Origin of the sequence: Pseudonocardia oceanicola (assembly GCF_047200735.1) — a bacterium.
In the GTDB taxonomy this organism is placed as follows: Bacteria; Actinomycetota; Actinomycetes; order Mycobacteriales; family Pseudonocardiaceae; genus Pseudonocardia.
The window spans coordinates 1-22,723 of sequence record NZ_JBJZON010000011.1 but is presented as its reverse complement, the minus strand read 5'-3'; the positions used below and the strand labels follow the sequence as shown (position 1 = coordinate 22,723).

Here is a 22,723-nt window from a genome sequence, read left to right as displayed (position 1 = left end):
CGCTCAGCCCGCCACGGGCGCCGGGCGCGAGGCGACGGGCGGCGTCCGTGGGGACGCCCCCACCGCTCCCCCGGCCGGGACCGGGATGCGCCCGGTGACGATCGTGCCCTCGCCCGGGGCCGACACGAGCTCGACGGTCCCGCCGATGGCGCCGAGCCGGTCCGCCATGTTCTGCAGCCCGCCCCCGCCGGCGACCCGGGTCAGGTCGAAGCCGGGTCCGTCGTCCGCGACGACCACGGTCAGCTCGTCGCCGTCGGCGCCCGGCTCCGCCCGCAGGGTGATCGTGACGTGGGCGCCGGGGGCGTGCTTGCCCGCGTTCTGCAGCGCCTCGAGGCAGCAGAAGTAGACCGCGGCCTCGGCCTGCTCCGGCATCCGGCCCACGCCGGCGGCGTGGACCTCGACGGTGAGCGGACTCCGCTTGGCCGCCGCCCGCAGCGCGTCGCCCAGGCCGGCGTCGCGCAGCAGCGGCGGGTAGATGCCGTGCGCGAGGTCCCGCAGCGCCTGGATGGAGTCGCGGACGCCGCGGTCGAGCTCGTCGAGCAGCTCGGCGTTCGGATCGTCGGGCGAGGCGAGGGTGTCGCGGACCAGTCGCAACCCGACGGCGAGCGCGACCAGGTGCTGCTGCGCACCGTCGTGCAGGTCCCGCTCGATGCGCCGACGTTCGGCGTCGGCCGCCGCGACCAGGCGGGTACGGGAGGCCTGCAGGTCGGCGTTGGTGCGGCGCAGGTCGGCGAGAGTGGTCCGGAGGGCCTCGTCGAGCGCCCGGTTGCGCAGCACGATCGCCAGCCGCCGGGCGACCTCGGCGAGCGCCCGCTCGTCCGCCTCGCCGAAGGTGTCCGCGTCGGCGTCCCGCTCGACGACCACCAGCGCCAGCACCTCGCCGCCGTGCACCGCGGGGGCGAGCCGGAGCTGCCCGCGGCGCGCGGGCCCGTCCTCCTCGATCAGGTGCGGCAGCCACAGCTCCAGCCAGCCCGGCCCGGCGACGCCGGCGCGCTGCAGGGTGGCGAGCTCGTCGGCGTCGAGCGGGGGCGGCTCGGGGCCCGGCTCCACCGGGAGCGGGACGACGAGGCTGCGCGCGAGGGAGTCCCCCGCCTCGCCCCGGTCGGCCCAGATCTGCACCCGGGACAGCCGCCAGTCCTGCCGCATGGTCTCGGCGAGCTGGCGGAGCAGGTCGTCGACGGGGGTGCCGCGGCCGGCCCGCTCGGCGAAGTCGGCGAGCAGCTCGTCCGGCGAGCGGCGGACACCCTGCAGCGCCGCGCGGGTGGCACGGGCGGCGCGGCGGCCGAGCGGGCCGGCCACGGTCGCCACGACGAGCATCCCGACCAGCGCGGGGTTCAGCAGCGCGCGCTCGGCCCCCAGCGGCATGCGCCCGAAGACCAGCAGCATCACCAGCAGGCCGGCGCAGACCGCCACGGACAGCCCGCCGAACTCCGAGGCACCGATCAGCACGGCGGTGCTGGCGCGCCGGGCGCCGGCACTGAACATCGACGCGACACCGGCCGCGAGCACCACGGCGGCGATCAGCCCGGTGACCCACCAGGCCGGGCCACCGCCCAGCAGCCCGACGACGACGCCGGGCGCGAGCACCCCGGCCGCGCCGATGACCCCGGACAGCAGCAGCGAGCTGCGCGCCCGCCGCCCCGTGCCGACGCCGGCGCGCCGGTGGCTGCGGAACCCGGCCCCGGCCGGCAGGGGGGTGCGGTCGCTCACCGGGGCACCCGCAGCCCGGCGGGCGCCTCGACGGGGCCGGACGGCTCGCCGTCGGCCAGGATCCGGCCGTCCCGCATGCGGACCAGCCGCTGGGCGCCCTCCGCGACCTCGCGGCTGTGGGTGACCATGAGGATGGTCTGGCCCTGGGTGTGCAGGCGCTGGAAGAGGTCGAGGACCTCGGCGGCGCCGTCCGAGTCCAGGGCGCCGGTGGGCTCGTCGGCCAACAGGAGCGCGGGGCGGTTGGCCAGCGCGCGGGCGATCGCGACGCGCTGGCGCTGGCCGCCGGAGAGCGCGGCCGGCAGCTCCCGGGCCTTGTCGAGCAGGCCGAGCTGGTCGAGCAGGTCGCGTGCGCGGGCCGTCGCCTCGGCAGGCTTCGCGCCGGCGACGAGGGCGGCGAGGGAGACGTTCTCCAGCGCCGACATGTGCTCGATGAGGTGGAAGAACTGGAAGACCAGGCCGACGCCGTACCGGCGCAGCCGGGCGAGCCGCTGGGCGCCCAGCTCCTCGATACGCGTCCCGTCGAGGGCGATCGTGCCCTCGTCCGGGCGGTCGAGGCCGGCGAGCAGGTGCAGGAGCGTGGACTTGCCGCAGCCCGAAGGACCCATGAGCGCCACGAACTCGCCGGCGCGCACGGTGAGGTCGACGCCGCGCAGCGCACGGACGGGCGCGGTGCCGGCCTCGTAGGTCTTGCGCAGACCGCGGACGACCAGGGCGGGACCGGGCGCCGTGCCGCCGTGGGCACCGACTCCACCGGACTCGATCTGCTGTGTCACCTGCTCACCCTAGGGAGGGCCGGGTCCAGGCCGGGAGGGTCCGCGGCAAGGAGCCCGGCTGGCACGCCGGAGCAGGGTGGTACCGGCACCACCCTCGGCCTGTCCTCGCCGGGCACGGGCCGGGCGTTACGCCCGGCCCGGGTCGGTCCCGCAGCGCGTCACCCCAGGTGGCCCTCCCGCAGGTAGCGCTCCGACTCCTGCTTGTGCATCCGCTCGTCGTGCCCGATCTGGCGCAGCAGGTCGGCGACGGTCCCGTGGGCGCCGTAGCGGTCGGCGAACGCCGAGCGGTGCGGCACCGCCTCCAGCTCCGGGTGCTCGGCGACGAACTCGGCGTACTCGTGCTCGGCGTGGTCCTCGAAGTCGGCGTTGAGGCGGTAGCTCCAGCGCGGCGCGAGCACGAACATCAGCCAGGCCACGTGGTAGTACGACAGCGCGAGCAGCAGCGGCAGCACCCGGAAGCGCAGCCGGCCCGGCCGCCGCCCGGACGCGCGGACGAGCTCGCCGACGATCAGCAGGTGCCACTGCTCGTTGTCCTGCTGCTCCCGGTTCTCCTCGATCCGCTCGTGGATGCGGCGGGCGAGGGCGCTGTCCCGGTGCCGGCGGGTGAGCAGACGGTAGGCCGCGTTCTCCCAGATCTGGTAGGGGATCCGGGCGACGATCTCGAGCACCTGGAACTTCTCGAGCGTGCGCCGGCGCCCGTAGAGCAGGTCCATGGTGACGAAGAGCAGCCGGGCCAGGAGCGAGTAGCGGCGCCGCGGTGCGGCCAGGGTGGCGAGCTGCTCACGACGCAGGGCCCGGCGGCCCAGGCGCGGGGTGGCGGCGGCGGTGAGCGGACGGCCGGGCGCGACGACGGGAGCGGGGCGGTGGACGGCTGGTCTCCCATCCCGGCCGACCTGTCGCGTACGGAGGTCTCGGCGCCGTTCTGGTGCTCGCGATCTCCAGTGCGCTCCTGGCGGGCTGCGGTGGTGGGGTAGAACCCACCTCCAGCTCCACCAGCCTGAACGTCGACACCAGCGCGATCCCGGCAGCGACCCCGACCGCGACGGAACCCCCCGCCGTCGTGGCCGCCGCAGCCACCACACCGGCCAGCCCGGCCGATGGCCCCGCCGCGGGCCGCGTGATCAAGGACCCGCCGCCGCCCGTGCGAGGGCCGGTGGAGCGCGGCACGAACGGGCAGGCCCGCAGCCTGGCGGGAACTCCACGCCGGCGACCGGGGACGGTGGCCTGCCGGACGTCGCCGCGCAGCCGGGCTGGAAGGTGGGGGAGTCCCGCCCGTACGAGCTGTTCGTGCACTGCGGCATCAAGAACGCAAAGATCGGCGCCGAGCGGTGGACGGTGCAGGCACCCCCACCGGCGTCGGACGCCAGTCGCAGCCGATGAGGCCCGGCGACCCGAGCTCGCCGGTCACGACCGGGAACTACCTGCAGGGCACCACGAGCCTCGTCGAGCCGTTCTTGGCCCGCTTCACGTGGCAGAACGACGGCACCACCGGCACCGCCGGCTTCGCCCCTCCGGCACCCGGGACGAAGTTCGAGCTCTGCCAGTGATGTGACCGACGCGCCGCGGCCCCGCATCCTCAACGAGCGCGGCAGGAACAGCCGCCAGTCGATCACGGCGGAGGCCCAGTCGGTGACCGCGTGCACGCTCACCCCGATCTGACGTTCCCGACCTACCCAGCGACCCGGAGTGCACACGGGCTACCCAGGGTCAGTCGACGCCGTCCTCGGGGAAGCCGCTGTCGTCAACGACGAACGCGCGGGCGGGGAGGGTCGCCGAGCGATGTCGGGTGCGGGCAGAGCCCGTCGGGTTTGTGCTCCTGTGGAACGCTCGGAAGGTGAGCAGCTCGCGGGATCTTCGTGTCGTAGCCGTCGGCGATTCGTTCGTCGCCGGCGTCGGAGATTCTGAGTGTCGAGGCTGGTTCGGGCGCCTGGCCTCCGATGCCTGGCAGCGTGGTGTGCCAACGACGGCGTACAACCTGGGCGTCCGGCGGGACACCAGTGGCGATGTCCTCGATCGTTGGGAGCGCGAGGTGGCCGCCCGCCGGATGCCCGGCACTGACGAGCGGCTGATGGTGTCCTTCGGGGTCAACGACAGCACGGTGGTGAACGGGAGGTTGCGGGTCACACCCGAGCGGAGCGTCGCCAACCTGCACCACCTGCTCGTCGGTGCCAGCCGGGTTGGCCTCGCGGTGATGGTCATCGGCCCGCCGCCCATCGCTGATGCCGAGGTGAATCGGCGCGTCGTGACCTTGAGCGGGCAGTTCCGGGAGGTCTGCGCGGCCTCTGGGACACCTTTCGTCGAGGTCGTGCACGAGCTACTCGAGGACCGCCGGTGGATGGCCGAAGTCCGCGACGGGGACGGTGCGCATCCGGGGGCTGCTGGCTATGGGCGGCTCGCTGCGATTGCGCTGCCGGCGTGGCGTGCCTGGATCGGCCCCCCTGACGATGTGGGGGCCGGGTAGCCGGTGTCGCCGGCTGTGAGCGGGGCGGAGGCAGGGCGAGCGAGCCGAGCGGGGCCGGCGTGCCGGCCCGCGCCGCCGGAGGCGGCGCCTCATCCATGACAGGTCGCTCCGGCAGCGCACCGCGCGGTTCTCCCGGCGGCGTCCGTGGATTGCCCAGAACGTCGGCCCCATCCCGGCGATGGTGATCCTGGTCGAGGACGACGCCGACCCGTGACTGGTGTTCGAATTGTTCGCCCTCCGGCTGGGCCCGCACCTTCACCGACCCCCGACTCTGCGTCGCGATCATCGACCGCCTGACCTTCGCCGGGAACGACCTGTACGACCTCCTGCCGGCTCGCCCACGCCCGAACTCGGCGAGCTGAGTGAGCACTGTCGCGGTCGGATCAGGGCCAGCGGGCATGCACGAGCCAGGCCGCCGACTCGTAGAACACTCCCCGCCCGAGGAGATGGCGGGTGAGGTCGGCCCGCAGTTCACCAACGGCCTGCTCCCGCTCGACCGGGCTGAGCTTGTCCAGCAACCCTGCGTGCTGGCCGGTGATGAAGCGCAACGCGTCCTCGACGTCCGAGCCGAAGAACATCGGCTCAGCCAACCCCTCCAACGCCACGTCAGCGAAACCCGCGGAGGTCAGAAGGCTCCGGATTCTCTCGGGGTCGCTCAGCGCGAACGGACTCGGCGCATCAGCCGGCGGGGCGGGCACCGGCTGCCCCGCAGCGAGCAAGGTGAACAAGCTGCGCAGCCATTCCTGCTGCTCGAAGGGCTGCCAGGTCAGCAGGACAAGCCGTCCCCCCGGTCGCAGTGCTCGACCGATGTTGGCGAACGCCGCGATCGGGTCGCCGAAGAACATCGCGCCATGTCGGCTGATGGCGATCTCGAAGCCCTGCTGCGGGAAGGGATAGACCTGGGCGTCAGCTTGCTCGAACGACACGTTCGTCAGCCCCTCGAGCCCGGCCCGCCGGCGAGCGAGTGCCACCCTGGCCGAGGACAGGTCCACCCCCAGCGCGGTTCCTGCTGAAGCTGCCCGGGCCGCATCGCGAGTGGCCTGCCCGCTGCCGCAGCCAACGTCGAGCACGTGAGAGGTCTCGTTGATCTCGGCCGCGGCCAGGAACCGAGCGCGGTAGCCCGCGACGCCCTCGTCGAAGCGATCAGCGTTGCCCGTCCAGAAGCCACCACCCGCCCCGTCCCAGTTCGCCAGCTGCGACAGGTTGGACGGATCGGCCGACGCCTCGGGGCTCACCAACCCACGCTCTCAGACCACAGCCGACGTCACCCGGGGACCTCCCCGAACGGGTGGAGCCCGATCAAGCCGTCCTCGCCCTACAGCGGCCAGTGGTGGTCCACCCCGGCGTGGGAGACCGTGACGACCTCGCGTGCCCGTACGGGACTGGGCGCGACACAGCTGGCACTGAGCGAGGACTTCGGCGGCTGGACCGAAGCCGTGGTGTCACCGCTGCGACCCGCACCGGGCGCGCGGGTGTACGAGATCGACGGGCCGGCGGCGTGGGTGAGGCTGGTGGGTCGTTACCCGCTGGAGGTGTCGCGGTCACGCCGCCACGACTGGTACCGCACCACCGGCCGGGTCGGACGCTGGTTCATCCCGGACTGGCCGGCGATGGCCGGAGACTACGACGGCGTGCACCTCACTGTGGCCGCGTATCTCGCGACCGCAGGCCGGGCCCTGCCGCTCGACGAGGCCGATGGCAGTGCCGGCGACGGCGCCGACGGCGCCACGGTCCTCGCGGGGTGGGATCCCGACGCCACCATCTGGCTCGCCGATCGCCTTGCCGCGTCCGGGCCTGCGACGCGGTGGCGGCGGTCGCGCGAGCATGAACACTGGGCTGTCTGCGCCGAGCCTGCGAAGTAGCCCGCTCGCCACGAACATCCAAGCGAGCAAGACATCTTCGAGACCGCGACCGACCTGGACGCAGACGCGATCAGGGCTGAGGCCGCAGTCTTCAGCCTCGACGACGGCCGCGACTGTCCATCTGCAACGCTGCTCCCCTACTAGCAGTGGACTCTCGTCAAGGGGCAGCTTGAACGACAAAGTGATTCGAGCGGCCGACGAGCCCCTCGGCGATGGTCAGTACCGGCTTGTCTCCACGCACGCCTGGTGGATGGGGTTCCACAGCTTCCTCAGTGGGCGCGAAGGTGTCCCGGAGACGCGCTACGCCAGCCTGGCCGAACACCGCAGGGACTGCTGGTTCCCGGCCGATCCGGCCGGTGACTGGTTCTCCGCCCAGCGCGCCTCTGGGCGCCGGGTCTGGGTGCTCGGCACCGAGGATCAGGCCCGCGCCGACGGGGTCGACCTCGACCAGCCCAGCCGACCCCGGACCGCAGAGTTTGACCACCTGGTCCGCCACCCCGGCAGCACGGTCGAGCCGAGCTGCGGAAGCTGGCAGCAGCCCGATCACCGGTTCCTGGCCGACCTGCCCCGCGATCCTGAGCTGCTGCTACGCCGGCTGCAGCACGACAGCCCCAGCACCCCGTTCTCCGGCCCGTTCACCTACGCCACTGACGCGTTGCGACATGGCCGGGTCCCGGCGGACCTCCGCGCAGCGATCTACCAAGCACTTGTTCAACTCGATGACGTGGAGTTGATCGACGCGACAACCGATGTGGACGGCCATCCTCGTCTGGCCTTGCGCTGGCATTGCGCCCACCGGGACCGCGACCTGCTCATCGACCCCGACACCGGACACTTCGCCGGTGAGCGCGACATCATCACCAGCGACACTGCGCGTCTTCCCGTCGGCACCACCGCGGCGACCACAAGCGTCCTCACCGCCATCGTCGACCACCCCGGAGACATCCCTACCGCAATCAGCACGCGGCGCGACGGAGTGCCCCGAACCGGCTGACTCCGGCCTCAGAGCCGCCGCGGCCCTCCCCACCGGCTTCCCACGGAGGCCAGGTTCACTGCGACGGGGCTCGTCAACGCGTCTCACCCAAGTTGGCTCCTCCCAGGTCAGCCGGCCACCCGCGGGCCCCGTTCATTGAGACAGGACGGCGACCGTGCTCACCGCGCAGGAGTAGGTGATCAACCACTACGGTCGGGGCGTGTCGTCGTGCGTCGAACCCGGACGGCGCGACAGGACCCAGTTGACCGACGACGCGCGGGACCGGCTGGTCGCCCGCGTCGGTGGCGGGGTGCGGTCTTGGCTCGACGGGCTGCCGCAGCTGCTCGACCGGGTGGCCCGGCAGTGGCAGCTCACCTCGCGCTCTGCCCCGACAGCAGGCGGGACCTCGGTGATCGTGCGGTGCGCGACAACGTGGGCCGGTCGGTCGCGGGTGGTGCTCAAGCTCAGCCCGGACTCGAGCCTTGTTGACGCCGAGGTGTGCGCGCTGCGGCTGTGGGCCGATCGGCGCCATGTGGTGAGGGTGCTGCGGGCCGAGGAGGCTGCCGGGCCGTGCTGCTCGAGGAGATCCATCCGGGCGAGCCTCTCGCGGCCCAGGAGTGGACCCTCGACCAGGTCGTGCCGTTGCTGGCCGAGCTGAGCGCAACCCAGGTCCCGCTCGAGGGACAGCGGAGCTTGGTGGTTGCGGGGCGGGTGGACGTGCCGGGCACCGGGCGGCCGGGCGGGCTGGTGCCCGGGCGCCGGGCTGGCCGGGCCGGGGCGCGCCGGGCTGGGCGGAGCCGTGGCCACGGCCTGCGCGTGCACGGGGCGGCGGGGCGCGGGCACGTTCCCGACCTGCACGGGGATTCCGCGCTCGAGGCCGGCGGGGGGCGGGACGGGGCGCATGCGGGTCCTCCGGGTCGGCCCGGGCGGGGAGTCCGGGCGGTCGGGGCAACCCTGTCGGCCCGCGCCCGGCCGGACGACCGTGCTGACCCGTGGATCCTGCGCGGCGCCCACCCGTGGCCGCGGGGAGGCCAGCACCACCCTCCGTACGTCCGCCCCGCCCCGGTGTGCCGTCCGGTCAGCGGACCCGGTCGAGCACCTCCACCAGCCGGTCGGGCATCGAGAACATCGGCGCGTGCGACGACGGCAGCCGCTCGACGTGGTCGGCGGCCGCGGCCATCGCCTCCTGGGCGGTGACGGGGAAGGTGGCGTCGTCCTCGCAGATCACGTAGGTCACCGGGTGCGTCCGGTCCGGTGCCGAGCTGGGTGCGACCGCACTGGCGAGCGACTGCGGCCGTGCCCGGCGCAGGAGGGGCTCGGCCCGGTCCCACGGCACGTCGGCGCAGAGCGCCCGGTGCGCTTCCGCAAGGTCGTCCGTCACCCGCATGGTGCCGTCGTCCTGGGGCGCGGCCCAGGTCAGCGGTGGCATCGTGCTCAGCATGTCGAACACCGACGCGCCCCGGGCCGGCCAGAAGGCGGCGACGTACACGCTGTGCGCGACGTCGGGGTGATCGGCGAGTTCGGTGATCACCATGCCGCCGTAGGAATGCCCGACGAGCACCACGGGCTCCTCCGCCGACCCCACGTGCCGGCGAACCACCTCGGCGTCCGCCACGAGGTCACCGAGCGCCGAGGGGTCGGGCCCGGAGCTCGGCAGCTGCGGGACGACGTCGACCGTGTGGCCGGCCTTCTCCAACCGGGGCCGCACCTCGTCCCAGTACCAGCCGCCGACGAAACCGCCGTGGACGAGCACATATGTCGCCATGGACCGAGAGTGGTCCACGTCACATGAACCGGCAACCGCCGAACGGCGGCCCGGCCCGGCCCGGCCCGAGTGCCGGCGGCCGCGGTGTCAGGCGTCCGCGTCGTCGCGCGCGCGGGCCTGGTCGGCCGCCGCGGCCTGCACGCCCGGCTGCACACGGTAGCCCGGCCGGGCGGGCGGGAGCAGGCCCAGCGCCACTCCGATCGCCGTCAGATCGGGGTAGGTCCCGACCGGCAGCGACCACAGCTGGGCCGCACTGACCGAGTCCGCCCCGTAGTGGTCGGCGTGCGCGATGATCTGCCACTTCGCGGCCGGGTAGGACAGGCCGGCCAGTACGTGGCCGAGCCGCGCCAGATCGGCGCGCGATGTCCGTCGGTACACGGTTCCTCCTGGTCGACGCGTTCCGGAGGGGACATTCGGGACGCGTCGGCGCAGAGTGCCCTGGATCACACTTTCGCAAACCTCGACATCCTGCGACCCGCCGGAGGGGGCGTTTGTTGTGCGCGCGCGGCGCGCCCCCGTAGGGTTGGCGGGCGGTTGAGGCGACAGTCCGCAGCACGCGTCCGCGGAAGTCGAGGAGCACGGTGCCTAATGAGCAGTGAGACCCCCGCCGACGAGGGTGGCGTCGAGATCGAGGACGTCGTCCGCTTCGAACGGGCCGGCGAGGGGGACGGTGCGTCGCTGGTGGCGCATGTCCGAGGCGAGATCGACACGTTGACGGCGCCCCTGCTGCGCACCGAGCTCGACGCCCGGCTCCCCGAGGCCCCGCTCGTCGTCCTGGACCTGTCCGGGGTCACCTTCCTGGGGTCCGCCGGGCTGGCCGTGCTCGTCGCGGCGAAGGACGCGGTGGAGCGGCGCGGGCACACGCTGCGGCTGGTGTGCGGGTCGCGCATCGTCACCCGGGCGCTCGAGGCCACCGGCCTGCTCGCGCTGTTCGACGTGGCCGACGGCGTGTCCGACGCGCTGCGTCCCACCGGCTGACCCGCACCAGGGAGGCGTCTGGGCGCCTGGTGGCCCCCGCGGTCTTCAACACCGACGTGGCCGAGTACCTCGGTCAGGCGGGTTCGATTCCCGTCCGCCTCCGCCATCCGTCACCGGCGCCGCGTGCCGGCCTCACCGGCTGACGCGGATCCGCCCGGTCCCTCCCCGCACCCGCCCGATGACGGCGGCGCCGGGCAGTTCCGCCACGGCGGCCGCCGCGCGGTCCGGGGCGGCGCCGAACAGCAGCCCGCCCGAGGTCTGGGCGTCGGCGAGCAGCAGGACGTCCGTCTCGGTGACGCCCGGCCCGAGGTCGAGCACCTCGGCCGCCCAGTCCCGGTTGCGCCGCGTGCCGCCGGGCACCGTGCCGGCCTCGGCCAGCTCGCGCACCCCCGGCAGCAGCGGCACGTCCCGGGCGACGACCTCGGCGTCCACCCCGGAGGCGGCCGCCATCTTGCGCAGGTGCCCCAGCAGGCCGAACCCGGTGACGTCCGTGCACCCCGCGGCCCCGGCGGCCACCGCGGCGGCCGAGGCGGCGGCGTTGGGCGTGCACATCGAGGCCACCGCCCGGTCCAGCAGGTCCTCACCCGCGGTGCCCGCCTTGACCGCCGTCGTCGCGATGCCGACGCCGAGGGGCTTGGTGAGCACGAGCGCGTCGCCCGGGCGCAGGCCGGTGTTGGTGAGGATCCGGTCCGGGTGCAGCTCGCCGACCACGGCCAGCCCGTACTTGGGCTCCGGGTCGTCGATCGAGTGCCCGCCGACCACGGCGAAGCCGCACTCGCGGCCCACGTCGGCGCCCCCCTCCAGCACCTCGCCGAGCATCTCCGGCGGCAGCGTCTCCGAGGGCCAGGCCACGATGTTCAGCGCGAAGAGCGGGCGCCCGCCCATCGCGTAGACGTCGGACACGGCGTTGGTCGCGGCGATGCGCCCCCACGTCCGCGGGTCGTCGACGACCGGCGTGAAGAAGTCCGTCGTCGCGACGAGCGCGCGATCGGCGTCGAGCCGCCACACCGCGGCGTCGTCACCCGTTTCGGTGCCGACGAGCAGGTCGGGATGGCTGGGCGGGGTGACCCCGGCGAGGACCTCGGCGAGCCGCCCCGGACCGATCTTGCACCCGCACCCCGCCCCGTGGCTGAACTGGGTGAGCCTGGGCGCCGGCTGCGTCGTTCCCCGCGTCATTGCCCGACCGTATCCCGTCCGTCCGCCGCAGGCGGGCTCCCGCTGACCGAGCCCGACCGACCCCGGAGGGAGACCACCCGATCCGGTGGTCACACTCTGGAGGCGTGACTTCCGTTCCGGAGCGTGACCCGGTCAGCCGGTCCGGCGCCTTCGAGGTGGTGCGGCGCGGCTACGCGCGCGACCAGGTCGATGCGCTGGTCCGCGAGCTGGAGCGGCGCGCCCAGGCAGCCGAGAACGCGCGCCGCATGGCCGAGCAGCACGCCGCGGGTCTCGCCGAGGAGCTGCGGACGCTGCGGGCCGGTACCCCCGCCGAGGGCCTGCCGGCCGTGCCGCAGAGCTTCGGCTTCCGGGCGGAGAAGGTCCTGCGGCTCGCCGAGCGCGAGGCCGCCGACATCCGGGCCGCCGCCACCCGCGAGGCCGCCGAGATCCGGGCGGCCGCCACCCGGGAGGCCGCCGAGCTGATGGAGCGCGCGCACGCCGCCGCGGGGCAGGCCCGCGTGGAGGCAGAGGCCGAGCGGGCGGCGGTGGCCCGGGAACGCGCCGCCCTCGCGGTGCAGGTGACCGAGCACGTCCGGCAGGGCGAGGAGCTCGCGGGGCTGCGGGCCGCCGTGCGGAGCGAACTGGCCCGCGTGCACGCCGCGCTGGGCGCCGAGCTGCGTGGGCTCGACGACGCCCTCGCCGCGGGGGCCGCGGAACCGGCGGACGAGACCGTCGAGGTGGCCGGCGGCGACGCCGTCGCCGGGGCCGGAGGCGCCCCCGAGGACGGCGGGGCCGCCGCCGCGCCCGGGAACGAGGTCGTCACCATGCTCGAGGGCGAGATCCCGGTCGAGGGCGAGATCCCGGTCAAGGGCGAGGGCCCGGTCGCCGGGGCGGACGGAACGGGCTCCGCGCCGGAGGCCGAGGGCGACGTCGACGCCGTCGGGACCGAGACCTCCCCGGACGTCGACGCGGTCGGGACCGAGACCTCCCCGGACGACACGACCGGTGGCGCCGTCGCGACCGGATCCGACGACGCTTCCCGGACCACGGCCGAGAACGGGGACCCGATCACCGCCGGTCCCGGCATCCGCGCGGACGACGCCGAGCCCCACCCCGCCACCGAGCGCGGCGAGGCCACCGAGCAGGACGACGCCACCGAGCAGGACGACGCCACCGAGCAGGACGACGCCACCGTGCAGGACACGGCCGAGCCGGACGCCGACGAGCAGGAGACCGCCGAGTCGGACGCCGTCGAGCCCGAGACACCCGAGCCCGAGACCGCCGAGCAGGAGACCGCCGAGCAGGAGACCGCGGTGTGGACCCCCACCCCCGGCACCGCGGACCTGTTCGCGGCCGCGCAGGACCGGCACGCCGACCCCGCCGACGTGCGGGTCCCGGAACCGCGCCGCGGGCGGACCACGGAGAACCGGCACGCGCTGCGCCCCGGCTGACAGGCACGGCATGCTCTCCCCATGACGGACGCCCCGGTCCGCGGCACGACCGCCCCCCCGCCCGACCCACGTCGCGCGGTGCCGCGCACGGATGCGGTGCTCGCCGACCCGCGCCTGGCGGAGGCGGTGCACCGGCTCGGCCGCGCGCTGGTGAAGCGCGCGGTCGTCGACGCGCAGCAGCGCGCACGCGCCGGCGAGATCCCGCCGGCCGAGGTGGCCGAGGCCGCGCTCGCCGCCCTCCCCCGCACGGCGACCCGGCTGCGTCCGGTGCTCAACGCGACCGGCGTGCTGCTGCACACCAACCTCGGCCGGGCCCCGCTCTCCGCCGCGGCCCGCGCGGCCCTCGCGGTGGCGGCCGGCACCTGCGACGTCGAGCTCGACCTCGGCACCGGCACCCGCGGCCGCCGCGGCGCCGGGGTGATCGACGCCCTGCTCGAGGCCGTCCCGGGAGCCGCCGCCGCGCACGTCGCGAACAACGGCGCCGCCGCGCTGGCCCTGGTCGCCGCAACGCTCGCCACCGGCAGGGAGATCGTCGTGTCGCGCGGCGAGCTCGTCGAGATCGGCGACGGCTTCCGCATCCCGGACCTGCTCGAGTCGACCGGGGCGCGGCTGCGCGAGGTCGGCACCACCAACCGCACCCACCTCGCGGACTACGAACGCGCGATCGGCCCCGACACCGGGTTCGTGCTCAAGGTGCACCCGTCGAACTTCACGGTCAGCGGCTTCACCAGCGCGGTCGGCCCGGAGGAGCTGGCGGGTCTGGGCGTCCCGGTCGTCGCCGACATCGGCTCCGGTCTGCTCACCCCGCACCCACTGCTGCCCGAGGAGCCCGACGCCGCCGGCATGCTCGCCCGCGGCGCCACCCTGGTCACCGCCTCCGGCGACAAGCTCCTCGGCGGTCCGCAGGCGGGCCTGGTGCTGGGCGGCGCCGGCGAGGGTGCGGCGCTCGTGGAGAGGGTGCGGCGCTTCCCGCTCGCCCGCGCGATGCGCGTCGACAAGCTCACGCTGGCCGCGTTGGAGGCCACGCTGCGCGGTCCCGTCACCCCGGTCCGCGCCGCCCTGGACGCCGCGGTCGACGAGCTGCGCCACCGCGCCCGCCGGCTGGCCGCCGAGCTGGCGGCAGCCCTCGGCCCCGGGGTCGTCGAGGCCGTCGACTCGGTCGCGACGGTCGGCGGCGGGGGCGCCCCGGGCCTCACGCTGCCCAGCGCGGCCGTGGCCCTGCCGGAGCGGTTCGCCGCGATCCTGCGCGGGGGCGACCCGGCCGTCCTGGGCCGCCTGGTGGCCGGGCGCTGCCTGCTGGACCTGCGCGCCCTGGACCCGGCCGACGACGCCGCCCTCGCCGCCGCGGTCCGGACGGCCGCGAGGTCCGGCGCCGCTCCGGGCGACACCGACCCGGCCGGCGCTCCCGCGACCGGTACCGCCACGACCGGCACCGCCACCCGCACGGCGGGGAGCTGACGTGCCCGCCCGCGTGATCGCGACGGCGGGGCACGTCGACCACGGCAAGTCCACCCTGGTCCGGGCCCTGACCGGGATGGAGCCCGACCGGCTCGCCGAGGAGCGCCGCCGGGGCCTGACGATCGACCTCGGGTTCGCCTGGACCCGGCTGGCTTCCGGGACCGACCTGGCCTTCGTCGACGTGCCCGGCCACGAACGTTTCGTGACGACGATGCTGGCCGGGGCCGGCCCGGTACCCGCGGCGATGATCGTGGTCGCCGCCGACGAGGGCTGGATGCCCCAGTCCGCGGAGCACCTCGACGCCCTCGACGCGCTCGGCGTCGACCGGGGCCTGCTCGTGATCACCCGGTGCGATCTGCTCGACCCGGAACCGGCGCAGGAGGACGCACGGGAGGCGCTGGCCCGCTCGTCGCTCGGCGAGCTGCCCGTCGTCCCGGTGTGCGCGCCGCGCGGCGAGGGCCTCCCCGCGCTGCGCACCGCGCTCGAGGAGCTGGTCGGCGGCCTGCCGGAGCCCGATCCGGCGGCGGACGTCCGCCTGTGGGTGGATCGCGCCTTCACCATCCGTGGTGCCGGGACGGTCGTGACCGGGACCCTCGGGGCCGGCACGATCCGGCTCGGCGACGAGCTGGAGCTCGGCGGCCGCCGGGTCGGCGTCCGGGGTCTGGAGAGCCTCGGGGAACCGCGCGCGGAGGTCACCGGCGTCGCGCGGGTCGCGGTGAACCTGCGCGGTCTGCCGAAGGAGGCGGTCGGGCGCGGCGACGCCCTGCTCACCCCGGGCGCCTGGCTGACCGCGACCGAGATCGACGTCCGGCTGCGGGCGCCGGGGAGCCGGGCGGAGCCGGACGCCCCCGTCGAGCTGCCGAGGCAGCTGATGCTGCACGCCGGGGCCGCCGCGACCGGCGTCCGGGTGCGCCCGCTGGGGCCCCGCCACGCGCGTCTGCGCCTGGAGCACGCCTTGCCGCTGCGCATCGGCGACCGCGCCGTCCTGCGCGACCCGGGCCGGCGCGCGGTCCTCGCCGGCGCCGTCGTCCTCGACGTCCGGCCGCCGGCGTTGGTCCGGCGAGGGGCGGCCGGGCGGCGGGCCGACGCACTCGCCGCGCCGGGATTCGGCACCGCCGCCCGCGAGCTGGCCCGGCGTGGTGTCGCCCGGGCGGCGGACCTGGTCGCGATGGGCGTCCCGCCCGAGCAGGTGGCGGCGCTGCGCGTCCCGTCGGCACACGGGTGGCTGGTCGACCTCGGACGGGCGGGCGTGGCCGTGGCCGCCCTCGCCGAGGCGGTCCGCGCCCACGACGCGGCGGAGCCGCTCGATCCCGGGCTCACGACCGAGGCCGCCCGGCGCGCCGCCGGCCTGCCCGACGCCGCGCTGCTGCCCCCCGTGCTGGCCACCGCGGACCAGGACGAGGTCCCGCTCGTGCTGCGTGACGGCCGGGTCCGGCTCGACCGGGCGCACGCACTGCCGGCGCCGGTCCGCGAGGCGCTCGCGACACTGCGCCGGGACCTCGCGGGCGCCCCGTTCGCGGCCCCCGACGCCGACCGGCTCGCCGAGCTCGGCCTCGGCACCAAGGAGCTCGCCGCGCTGGTGCGGGCGGGCGAGCTGGTGGAGCTGGCCCGCGGCGTCGTCCTGCTCCCGGACGGCCCGGACCGCGCGGTCGAGGTCCTGCGGACCATCGGGCCGGTCTTCACGCTCAGCGAGGCCCGCCAGGCGCTCGGGACCAGCCGCCGCGTCGCCGTCCCGCTGCTCGAGCTGCTGGGCCGGACGGGCCGCACGCGACGGCCGGACGACCGCCATCACCAGCTGCGCTGAGCGGTTCCGCTCCGAGTGGCAGCGAGGTCGGGCACCCCTTACCGTTCCGCCAATGCAGCACACGCACGACGCCTCCGGCGCCGCGGTCCGCCGCGGCGAGTCGGACGACCAGATCACCGTCTCCACCCGGCCCGCGGGCGAGGGGCAGGTCGTCGTCGAGGTCGGCGGCGAGGTCGACATGTTGACCTCCCCGCAACTGCGCTCCGTCGTGCTCACCCAGCTGTCGGATGGCGCCCAGCGCGTGGTGCTGGCACTCGACGGCGTCACGTTCCTCGGCACCAGCGGGCTCGCCGTGCTGATCGAGGTCCGTGAGGCCGCACACCAGGCCGGGGTGGAACTGCGGCTCGCGTGCACCGGCCGGCGGGTGCTGCGCCCGCTCTCGATCGCGGGTCTGGTGCCGATGTTCGACATCCACGACACGGTCGAGCAGGCCCTGCAGGACACCTGAGCTCACCGGAACACGTGTGACGAGGGCCACATATGGTGCCCCGAGGTGCGCCGCGCCGTCGACCGCGCGATCCTCTCCGACTGCTCTGAGCTGCACGGACTCGCGTCCGGCCCCGTTCGTCCCGGCCTACCGGTTCGTTCCCGTGTGGGTGTCGCCTCGCCTCCTCCGCTGTGTTGCGGCCGATCCGGCGTTTGACCGGGAAAGGGTTGGGGAACGCCGCGGCAGATCGCCCGGCACGTGGTCGGGCCCCTCCGACGGAAGCGAAGGTGAGCCGAGTGAGCGACGTGTCCCGCCTCCCTGGGCCCATGGACCACGCGTGGCAGTGGCAGCGCCTGGGCGCGTGCCGCGGCATGGACAGCGCGGTGTTCTTCCATCCGGACGGCGAGCGCAACCCCTCCCGCGCCCGCCGGACCGCACAGGCCAAGGCGGTGTGCCAGCGGTGCCCGGTGATGGACCTGTGCCGCGAGTTCGCGCTGGAGACGCGCGAGCCGTTCGGGGTCTGGGGCGGGCTCGGCGAGTCGGAGCGCCGGGTGCTGCTGGAGCGCCGCGACCAGCAGAAGCGCAAGCTCGCCTCCGCGAGCTGACGCCCACGGGCCGGTCCTGCTCCCGCGGCGTCGGGGGCGCGGGAGGACCGACACGGCACGACACACACGACGGAGGGGCGGTCCCGGGTCCGGGACCGCCCCTCCGTCGTGTCGCACGGTCGTCCGATCGACCGGCGGGCTCACCCGTCGACGACGCTGAGCTCGAGACAGCGGTAGCGCAGCAGCGGCAGTGCGTACACCCGGACCACCCGCTGGACGGCGGCCACGACCGTCGTCCGCTCGGGATCGGCCGGCGAGGGCAGCGGGGCGACGCAGTACACCCCGGGCTCGGGGTCGAAGCCGACGAGCTCGGAGAGGGCGGCGACCAGGTCGTCCTCCGCGCCGGGACCGATCCGGTCGGGCAACCCGAGCCGGTGGACGTGCACGTCCGGCAGGCCGAGTGCCTCCACCGCGGCGGAGAACCCGTGCGCGTCGTCCTCGTCCTCGGCGCCGAAGTCGTCCTCGGCGCCGAAGTCGTCCTCGGCGCCGGGGTCGTCCTCGTCCCACGCGTCGAGCCCGACGACGCCGGCGCCCCACGGACCGACCTCGTCGAACCGGACGTCGCCGCGGCCGAGGGAGACCGACGGGCCGCCGGCGGTCTCGCCCCGGGCGGGCGACGGCGCGGCGGGCGCGTCGTCGCGCGCGAGGAGCAGGTCCACCCGGCCGGCGTCGGCGACCACGCGGGCGAGGTCGGACTCCGGCCGCAGCAGCTCCATCGGGCTCACCGCCACCGCGACCAGCCGCCGCCGCGCCGGCTCGAGGCGGACGGGCCCGCCGCGCCGCTGCGCCGGCGTGCCGATGCCCTCGATCCCCGGCACCGCCACCATCCGACAATCGCCCCCCTGCTCGGCCGGCCCCATTGCCGGTCGTCTCGCTCCGGCCTCGTCGACCGGTGTCAACGGCATCGTTTCCTGCCCACGTCCCCGAAGACGGCCCCGCACGCCGAACGGGCACCACGGGTCCGTGAGCGGGCGGGCCGGGGGGCCGGTCGGTTCACTCGAACGAGCGCAGCGGTCGTCGCCGCGGGACGAGCGGGCGAGGACCGACGACCGGCTCAGCCCTCGAGTCGGACCGCGAGGACCGCGATGTCGTCCCGGAGGTGGTCCGGCTCGCAGGCCGCCAGGACCCGGTCGACCACGTCCTCGGCCGGTGAGCCGGCGGGAACCTCCCGCAGGGTGCGCTCGAGCAGCTCGGCCCGCTCGTCGGCGTCCTCCCCCGCGATGTCGGTCAGGCCGTCCGTGTAGAGCAGCAGCAGCGCGCCGGCCGGCACGGTCAGCGTGGCCTCGGTGCGCCCCTCCTGCCCCGCCCGGCCGAGCGTGGGAACGACGCCGATCATCGGCGAGAGGTGCTCGTCCAGCCGGCGCAGCTCGCCCTCGCGGGTGAGCAGCAGCGGCGCCGGGTGCCCCGCGTTCGCGTAGCGCAGCAGCCGGTCGCCCGAGGAGCGTGGCGGTTCGAGCCGGGCGTAGACCGCGGTGGCCATCGACGCCATCTCCAGGCCCTGCACGAGCTGGTCGCAACGGTCGAGCACGGAACCGGGGCGGCCGCCGTCCCACGCGTAGGAGCGCAGCACACCACGCAGCTGCCCCATCGCCGCCGCGGCCGACAGGTCGTGGCCGACGACGTCGCCCACCGCGATGCCGACCGAGCCGTCGGGCAGCGGCAGCACGTCGTACCAGTCGCCACCGACCTGGTTGCCGTCCGTGCCCACCCGGTACCGCGCCGCGATCTGCAGGCGACCCACCTCGGGTACGGCCGGCAGCAGGCTGTGCTGCAGGGTCGCCGCGGCCGCGTGCTCGCGTTCGTAGAGCCGTGCGTTGTCGACGGTGAGACCGGCCCGCCCGGCGAGGTCGGTGGCCAGGTGGAGGTCCTTCTGGCTGTAGCGGCGGCCGTACGGGTGCTGGGTCGCCAGGGTGAGGGTGCCGAGGACCTTGCCGCGGGCGCGCAGCGGCACGACGATCGCCGACCGCAGACGCAGCCCGTCGTAGAGCGTGGCCGCCGTCGTGTCGTCCCCGTAGCGGTCGGCGCCGCGCTCGGGGAGGTCCGACAGCAGCACCGGCTCGCCGGTGGCCAGCACCCGACCCGTGGAGCTGTCGCTGCCGGGCCGGTGGTCGTGGGCGGCGGCCATGCGCACGATCCGGTCCTCGTCGGCGCGGTCCCGGGCGGCGACGGCGACACGGCGGGGCGCGCCGGAGGCAGGGCGGTCCAGCAGGTCCACCGCGCAGACGTCCGCGAGCTGCGAGACCACCAGGCGGGCCAGGCCCTGGCACGCGTCGTCGACACCGAGCGCCTCGGTCATCTGCGTGGTCGCCTCGGCGAGCAGGCGCAGCTGGCTGCGGGCCTCCTCGGCGTCGGCGAGGGCCGCGCGACGCTCCTGCTCCACGAGCACCCGCTCGGTGACGTCGTTCTGCACGCCGACGAAGTTGACGAGGTCACCCGCGCCGTCGACCACCGGCGAGATCGACACCTGGTTCCAGAAGGCCGTGCCGTCCTTGCGGTAGTTCAGCAGCACCTCGGTGATCGGCTCCTGCGCGCGCAGCGCCGCGCGCATCCGCTCGATCGACGCCGGATCCGTGTTGCGGCCCTGCAGGAACCTGCAGTTGCGACCGACCGCCTCCTCCACCTCGTACCCGGTGAGCCGGGTGAACGACGGGTTGACCCAGATAAGTGGGTCGTCGGCGCGTCGCGGGTCGGTGATGGTGAACGACATGTCGGTGGCGACGACCGCCCGGTCGCGCAGCACCTCGAGCCGGCGGCGGTCGCCGTGCTCGCTGCCCGAGAGCTGCAGGAACACCACGAGCGCCCGCGACTCGAGCTCCTCGGGGACCGGCACCCGCTTCCCGGCCTCGCCCCTTCCGCCGGGGCCGAGACCGAACCCCGTCACCCACAGCAGCCGGCCCTCGGCCGCCTCGCGCTGCTCCTCGGTCGCCGTCGAGCCACGGCGGGCGGCGTCGTGCACCGCGACCGGCTCGCCCGCCACGGGGATGCCCCGCGCCACGAGCGACAGCGGCGAGCTGGTCTCGCTCATCCGCTTCCCGCCGAGGTCGGTCAGGCCCGCGGCGTCGCCCCAGTCGTCGATGTCGACCGGCAGCGACACGCGGTTGCCGGTGAGCTCCACGGCCGCGGCGTTCGCGTAGACGACCTTGCGCTCCTCCAGGTCGATCACGAGAACGGCCGCGGGCGCGTCGTAGAGGACCTGGGGCAGCTCGCCGGGCCCGTCGGGCACGCCGGGCTCGGCGACCCCCTGGGCCACCTCCTGGGCCAGGTCCTCGGCCAGCCCGCGCGGGTCGGTCGTCTTCACGCACCGAGCGTAATGGCCGTCCGCCCCACCCGCGCCCCGGTGGCATCCGCCCGATGGGTAGGGTTCGCCGGGATCGGTTGAGATCGCAGCCGACTCGCGCCCCCGCTCGCCCGCGACCCGCGCGGGCGCGTCGACGTCGGAGGTGAGTGCCGTGTCGTCCCCCGCGTCTCGTGGTCCGTCCCGTCCGGGTGGACTCGGCACCCATCTCACCCGTCCCGTCCCCGGCGTGCACGTGCTGGTGGTCGACGGCGAGGTGGACACCCTGACGGCCCCGGCCCTGGCTGAGGCGCTCGGCGGGCTGCTCGAGGCCGAGCCGGTGCACGCGGTGGCCGCGGTCGACCTCGCCGGCGTCGGGTTCCTGGCGTCGAGCGGGCTGGCGGTGCTCATCCGGGCCGCGCACCGGGCGGAGGCACAGGGCCGCGCCCTGCACCTGCTGGGGGGCTCCCGGGCGGTCACCCGGCCGCTCGAGGTCACCGGCTCGGACCAGTTGTTCACGCTGCTCCCGGGCCTGGACGAGCTCCTCGCCCGGGTGGACGGCGAACGCCCGGCCGGTCGCCCCCGGCGGGCGGATTGATTAGACCGCACCCCGGGTAGCACGATGGGGATCGAGGGCCCGAACGGGTCCGTGACGAAGGGAAGACCTCGCGTGTCCGAAGTGGCTCCCGTGGGCGCCGGAGACGGCCCGGGGACGGCGGAGACGCCGGGATCGGTGGTGGAGGTGCGCACCAGCGCCTCGGCCTCGCTGATCCCGACGGTCCGTGCCGTCGCCTCGGACCTCGCCGCCCGCGCGGACTTCGACCTGGACGCCATCTCGGACCTGCGGATGGCCGTCGACGAAGCGTGCGCGACCCTGGTCGACGTCGCCGTGCCGGGGTCGTCGCTCCGGTGCACCTTCGACGTGCGCGAGGAACTCATCCGCGTCCACGCCGAGGTGGACACCGGTGACGCGGCCAGCCCGGTGTCCACGGACACCTTCGGCTGGCGGGTCCTGCAGACCCTGGCCGACGAGGTGGAGCTCGAGGCGAACGGCAGCGGGACCGTGGGGATCCGCCTGCACAAGCGCGCCGACGCAGCCTCCCGGTGAGTGCGGCCGACTCCGAGTACGGCCACCTGACCCCGCTCCTGGTCGAGTACGCCGGGCTCGAGAAGGACGACCCGGGTCGCGAGAAGCTCCGTGATCGTCTGGTGACCGGCTTCCTGCCGATCGCGCAGCACATCGCGCGCCGCTTCGCCCACCGCGGCGAACCGCTCGACGACCTGGTGCAGGTCGCGACCGTCGGGCTCATCAACGCGGTCGACCGCTACTCCCCGGAGAAGGGCACGGACTTCTTCTCCTTCGCCGTGCCCACCATCAGCGGCGAGGTCCGCCGGCACTTCCGCGACCAGGGCTGGTCGATGCGGGTGCCGCGGCGGCTCAAGGACATGCACGTGTCCATCAACGGCGCGGTGTCCGAGCTGTCGCAGCGGCTCGGCCGGGCCCCCCGGCCGTCGGAGATCGCCGAGCTGCTCGGCGTGCCGGTCGCCGAGGTGCTCGAGGGCCTGGAGGCCTCCGAGGCCTACCGCAGCTCGTCGCTCGACGAGATGCTCTCCTCCGAGCAGGGCAGCGCCACGGTCGGCGAGCTGGTCGGCGCGGCCGACGCGGAGCTCGACCGGGTCGACCACCGCCAGGCCCTGCGGCCCGTGCTCGGCGAGCTGGCCGAGCGCGAACGCACCATCGTCATGCTCCGGTTCTTCGGCAACATGACCCAGACCCAGATCGCCGAACAGGTCGGCATCTCCCAGATGCACGTCTCGCGGCTGCTGGCCCAGACCCTCGACCGGCTGCGGTCCCGGCTCGACCCGGACACCCGCACCGGCTGATCACCCTGCGCGCGGGTCGCACGGCCCGTCAGCCGGTGTGGGCCGCGCAACAGACCATGGGGGTCGCGAGACAGCGGCCCGACCCGTCGGCGAGGATGGCCGCGCCGTCGGAACACGGCGGTCGGTCGTCGGGCAGGAGCGTG

General features: G+C 75.2%; 22 protein-coding genes, 1 tRNA gene and 1 pseudogene. 14 read left to right on the top strand and 10 right to left on the bottom strand.

From position 1 onward, the window contains the following. Positions 1–3: 3 nt before the first annotated feature. From ACL02T_RS17140 to ACL02T_RS17130, 3 genes are all read right to left on the bottom strand, one after another. Positions 4–1,710, bottom strand: a complete 1,707-nt coding sequence (locus ACL02T_RS17140) for a sensor histidine kinase (RefSeq protein WP_412831726.1) — start codon at positions 1,708–1,710, stop codon at positions 4–6. Continuing rightward, complete coding sequence (locus tag ACL02T_RS17135) at positions 1,707–2,483, bottom strand: ABC transporter ATP-binding protein (RefSeq protein WP_412831725.1); 777 nt, start codon at positions 2,481–2,483, stop codon at positions 1,707–1,709. The genes ACL02T_RS17140 and ACL02T_RS17135 overlap by 4 nt, the downstream gene beginning before the upstream one ends. 158 nt (positions 2,484–2,641) lie before the next feature. Continuing rightward, a complete protein-coding gene (locus ACL02T_RS17130; RefSeq protein WP_412831724.1) occupies positions 2,642–3,196 on the bottom strand; it encodes an alternative oxidase in 555 nt (184 codons plus the stop codon). Positions 3,197–3,859: 663 nt separating this feature from the next. Here ACL02T_RS17130 and ACL02T_RS17125 point away from each other — a divergent pair. Beyond that, positions 3,860–4,030, top strand: coding sequence for a hypothetical protein (locus ACL02T_RS17125; protein WP_412831723.1), 171 nt, complete (start codon positions 3,860–3,862; stop codon positions 4,028–4,030). Between the two features lie 33 nt (positions 4,031–4,063). Here the strand turns inward: ACL02T_RS17125 and ACL02T_RS35170 are convergent. Beyond that, positions 4,064–4,238 (bottom strand): annotated as a pseudogene (locus ACL02T_RS35170) (transposase); the annotation flags it as partial. Positions 4,239–4,317: 79 nt separating this feature from the next. Between ACL02T_RS35170 and ACL02T_RS17120 the strand changes: the two are divergent. Next, positions 4,318–4,944 carry a GDSL-type esterase/lipase family protein gene (locus ACL02T_RS17120; protein WP_412831722.1) on the top strand — a complete coding sequence of 209 codons (627 nt, stop codon included), beginning with the start codon at positions 4,318–4,320 and terminating at the stop codon, positions 4,942–4,944. 383 nt (positions 4,945–5,327) lie between these two features. On the opposite strand, the gene ACL02T_RS17115 is transcribed toward ACL02T_RS17120, so the two are convergent. Continuing rightward, on the bottom strand, positions 5,328–6,179 hold the full coding sequence (locus tag ACL02T_RS17115; protein ID WP_412831721.1) for a class I SAM-dependent methyltransferase: 852 nt from the start codon (positions 6,177–6,179) through the stop codon (positions 5,328–5,330). A 237-nt stretch (positions 6,180–6,416) separates the two neighbouring features. Here ACL02T_RS17115 and ACL02T_RS17110 point away from each other — a divergent pair, with 237 nt between their 5' ends. Continuing rightward, positions 6,417–6,806, top strand: a complete 390-nt coding sequence (locus ACL02T_RS17110; protein WP_412831720.1) for a hypothetical protein — start codon at positions 6,417–6,419, stop codon at positions 6,804–6,806. A 169-nt stretch (positions 6,807–6,975) separates the two neighbouring features. Then, a complete protein-coding gene (locus ACL02T_RS17105; RefSeq protein ID WP_412831719.1) occupies positions 6,976–7,800 on the top strand; it encodes a hypothetical protein in 825 nt (274 codons plus the stop codon). Between the two features lie 1,057 nt (positions 7,801–8,857). On the opposite strand, the gene ACL02T_RS17100 is transcribed toward ACL02T_RS17105, so the two are convergent. Both ACL02T_RS17100 and ACL02T_RS17095 read right to left on the bottom strand, forming a co-directional pair. After that, positions 8,858–9,544: an alpha/beta fold hydrolase gene (locus ACL02T_RS17100; protein WP_412831718.1), complete on the bottom strand. Its 687-nt coding sequence runs from the start codon at positions 9,542–9,544 to the stop codon at positions 8,858–8,860. 87 nt (positions 9,545–9,631) lie between these two features. After that, on the bottom strand, positions 9,632–9,922 hold the full coding sequence (locus ACL02T_RS17095) for a DUF2795 domain-containing protein (protein ID WP_412831717.1): 291 nt from the start codon (positions 9,920–9,922) through the stop codon (positions 9,632–9,634). Between the two features lie 210 nt (positions 9,923–10,132). Here ACL02T_RS17095 and ACL02T_RS17090 point away from each other — a divergent pair, with 210 nt between their 5' ends. Beyond that, complete coding sequence (locus ACL02T_RS17090; RefSeq protein WP_233308355.1) at positions 10,133–10,522, top strand: STAS domain-containing protein; 390 nt, start codon at positions 10,133–10,135, stop codon at positions 10,520–10,522. Positions 10,523–10,532: 10 nt separating this feature from the next. Further along, positions 10,533–10,628, top strand: a tRNA-Sec gene (locus ACL02T_RS17085). Positions 10,629–10,654: 26 nt separating this feature from the next. On the opposite strand, the gene selD is transcribed toward ACL02T_RS17085, so the two are convergent. Continuing rightward, positions 10,655–11,698, bottom strand: coding sequence for a selenide, water dikinase SelD (gene selD, locus ACL02T_RS17080; RefSeq protein ID WP_412831716.1), 1,044 nt, complete (start codon positions 11,696–11,698; stop codon positions 10,655–10,657). A gap of 104 nt (positions 11,699–11,802) precedes the next feature. Between selD and ACL02T_RS17075 the strand changes: the two genes are divergently transcribed. The 5 genes from ACL02T_RS17075 (at position 11,803) to ACL02T_RS17055 (ending at position 17,422) form a co-directional block, all read left to right on the top strand. Next, complete coding sequence (locus tag ACL02T_RS17075) at positions 11,803–13,128, top strand: hypothetical protein (protein WP_412831715.1); 1,326 nt, start codon at positions 11,803–11,805, stop codon at positions 13,126–13,128. A gap of 21 nt (positions 13,129–13,149) precedes the next feature. Next, the gene (gene selA / locus ACL02T_RS17070) at positions 13,150–14,586 is read left to right on the top strand and encodes an L-seryl-tRNA(Sec) selenium transferase (RefSeq protein ID WP_412831714.1); all 1,437 of its coding nucleotides are present in this window, start codon (positions 13,150–13,152) and stop codon (positions 14,584–14,586) included. 1 nt (position 14,587) lies between these two features. After that, a complete protein-coding gene (gene selB, locus ACL02T_RS17065) occupies positions 14,588–16,390 on the top strand; it encodes a selenocysteine-specific translation elongation factor (RefSeq protein WP_412831713.1) in 1,803 nt (600 codons plus the stop codon). Positions 16,391–16,442: 52 nt separating this feature from the next. Continuing rightward, a complete protein-coding gene (locus ACL02T_RS17060; RefSeq protein ID WP_412831712.1) occupies positions 16,443–16,838 on the top strand; it encodes an STAS domain-containing protein in 396 nt (131 codons plus the stop codon). 275 nt (positions 16,839–17,113) lie between these two features. Next, positions 17,114–17,422, top strand: coding sequence for a WhiB family transcriptional regulator (locus ACL02T_RS17055; protein WP_412831711.1), 309 nt, complete (start codon positions 17,114–17,116; stop codon positions 17,420–17,422). Positions 17,423–17,562: 140 nt separating this feature from the next. Here the strand turns inward: ACL02T_RS17055 and ACL02T_RS17050 are convergent, their stop codons facing one another. Both ACL02T_RS17050 and ACL02T_RS17045 read right to left on the bottom strand, forming a co-directional pair. Next, on the bottom strand, positions 17,563–18,249 hold the full coding sequence (locus tag ACL02T_RS17050; RefSeq protein ID WP_412831710.1) for a hypothetical protein: 687 nt from the start codon (positions 18,247–18,249) through the stop codon (positions 17,563–17,565). A gap of 227 nt (positions 18,250–18,476) precedes the next feature. After that, positions 18,477–20,720, bottom strand: a complete 2,244-nt coding sequence (locus ACL02T_RS17045) for a SpoIIE family protein phosphatase (RefSeq protein ID WP_412831709.1) — start codon at positions 20,718–20,720, stop codon at positions 18,477–18,479. A gap of 226 nt (positions 20,721–20,946) precedes the next feature. Between ACL02T_RS17045 and ACL02T_RS17040 the strand changes: the two genes are divergently transcribed. The 3 genes from ACL02T_RS17040 (at position 20,947) to ACL02T_RS17030 (ending at position 22,580) form a co-directional block, all read left to right on the top strand. After that, positions 20,947–21,294 carry an STAS domain-containing protein gene (locus ACL02T_RS17040; RefSeq protein WP_412831708.1) on the top strand — a complete coding sequence of 116 codons (348 nt, stop codon included), beginning with the start codon at positions 20,947–20,949 and terminating at the stop codon, positions 21,292–21,294. Between the two features lie 72 nt (positions 21,295–21,366). Continuing rightward, positions 21,367–21,804 carry an ATP-binding protein gene (locus tag ACL02T_RS17035; RefSeq protein WP_412831707.1) on the top strand — a complete coding sequence of 146 codons (438 nt, stop codon included), beginning with the start codon at positions 21,367–21,369 and terminating at the stop codon, positions 21,802–21,804. Next, complete coding sequence (locus tag ACL02T_RS17030) at positions 21,801–22,580, top strand: SigB/SigF/SigG family RNA polymerase sigma factor (RefSeq protein WP_412831706.1); 780 nt, start codon at positions 21,801–21,803, stop codon at positions 22,578–22,580. Before ACL02T_RS17035 ends, ACL02T_RS17030 begins: the two co-directional genes overlap by 4 nt. The last annotated feature ends 143 nt before the right edge of the window (positions 22,581–22,723 follow it).

Coding starts and splice junctions, on each gene's coding strand:
- ACL02T_RS17130 (WP_412831724.1), bottom strand. CDS start 3,196: ATGGACCTGCTCTACGGGCGCCGGCGCACGCTCGAGAAGTTCCAGGTG.
- ACL02T_RS17125 (WP_412831723.1), top strand. CDS start 3,860: ATGAGGCCCGGCGACCCGAGCTCGCCGGTCACGACCGGGAACTACCTG.
- ACL02T_RS17100 (WP_412831718.1), bottom strand. CDS start 9,544: ATGGCGACATATGTGCTCGTCCACGGCGGTTTCGTCGGCGGCTGGTAC.
- ACL02T_RS17090 (WP_233308355.1), top strand. CDS start 10,133: ATGAGCAGTGAGACCCCCGCCGACGAGGGTGGCGTCGAGATCGAGGAC.
- selD (WP_412831716.1), bottom strand. CDS start 11,698: ATGACGCGGGGAACGACGCAGCCGGCGCCCAGGCTCACCCAGTTCAGC.
- selA (WP_412831714.1), top strand. CDS start 13,150: ATGACGGACGCCCCGGTCCGCGGCACGACCGCCCCCCCGCCCGACCCA.
- ACL02T_RS17060 (WP_412831712.1), top strand. CDS start 16,443: ATGCAGCACACGCACGACGCCTCCGGCGCCGCGGTCCGCCGCGGCGAG.
- ACL02T_RS17050 (WP_412831710.1), bottom strand. CDS start 18,249: ATGGTGGCGGTGCCGGGGATCGAGGGCATCGGCACGCCGGCGCAGCGG.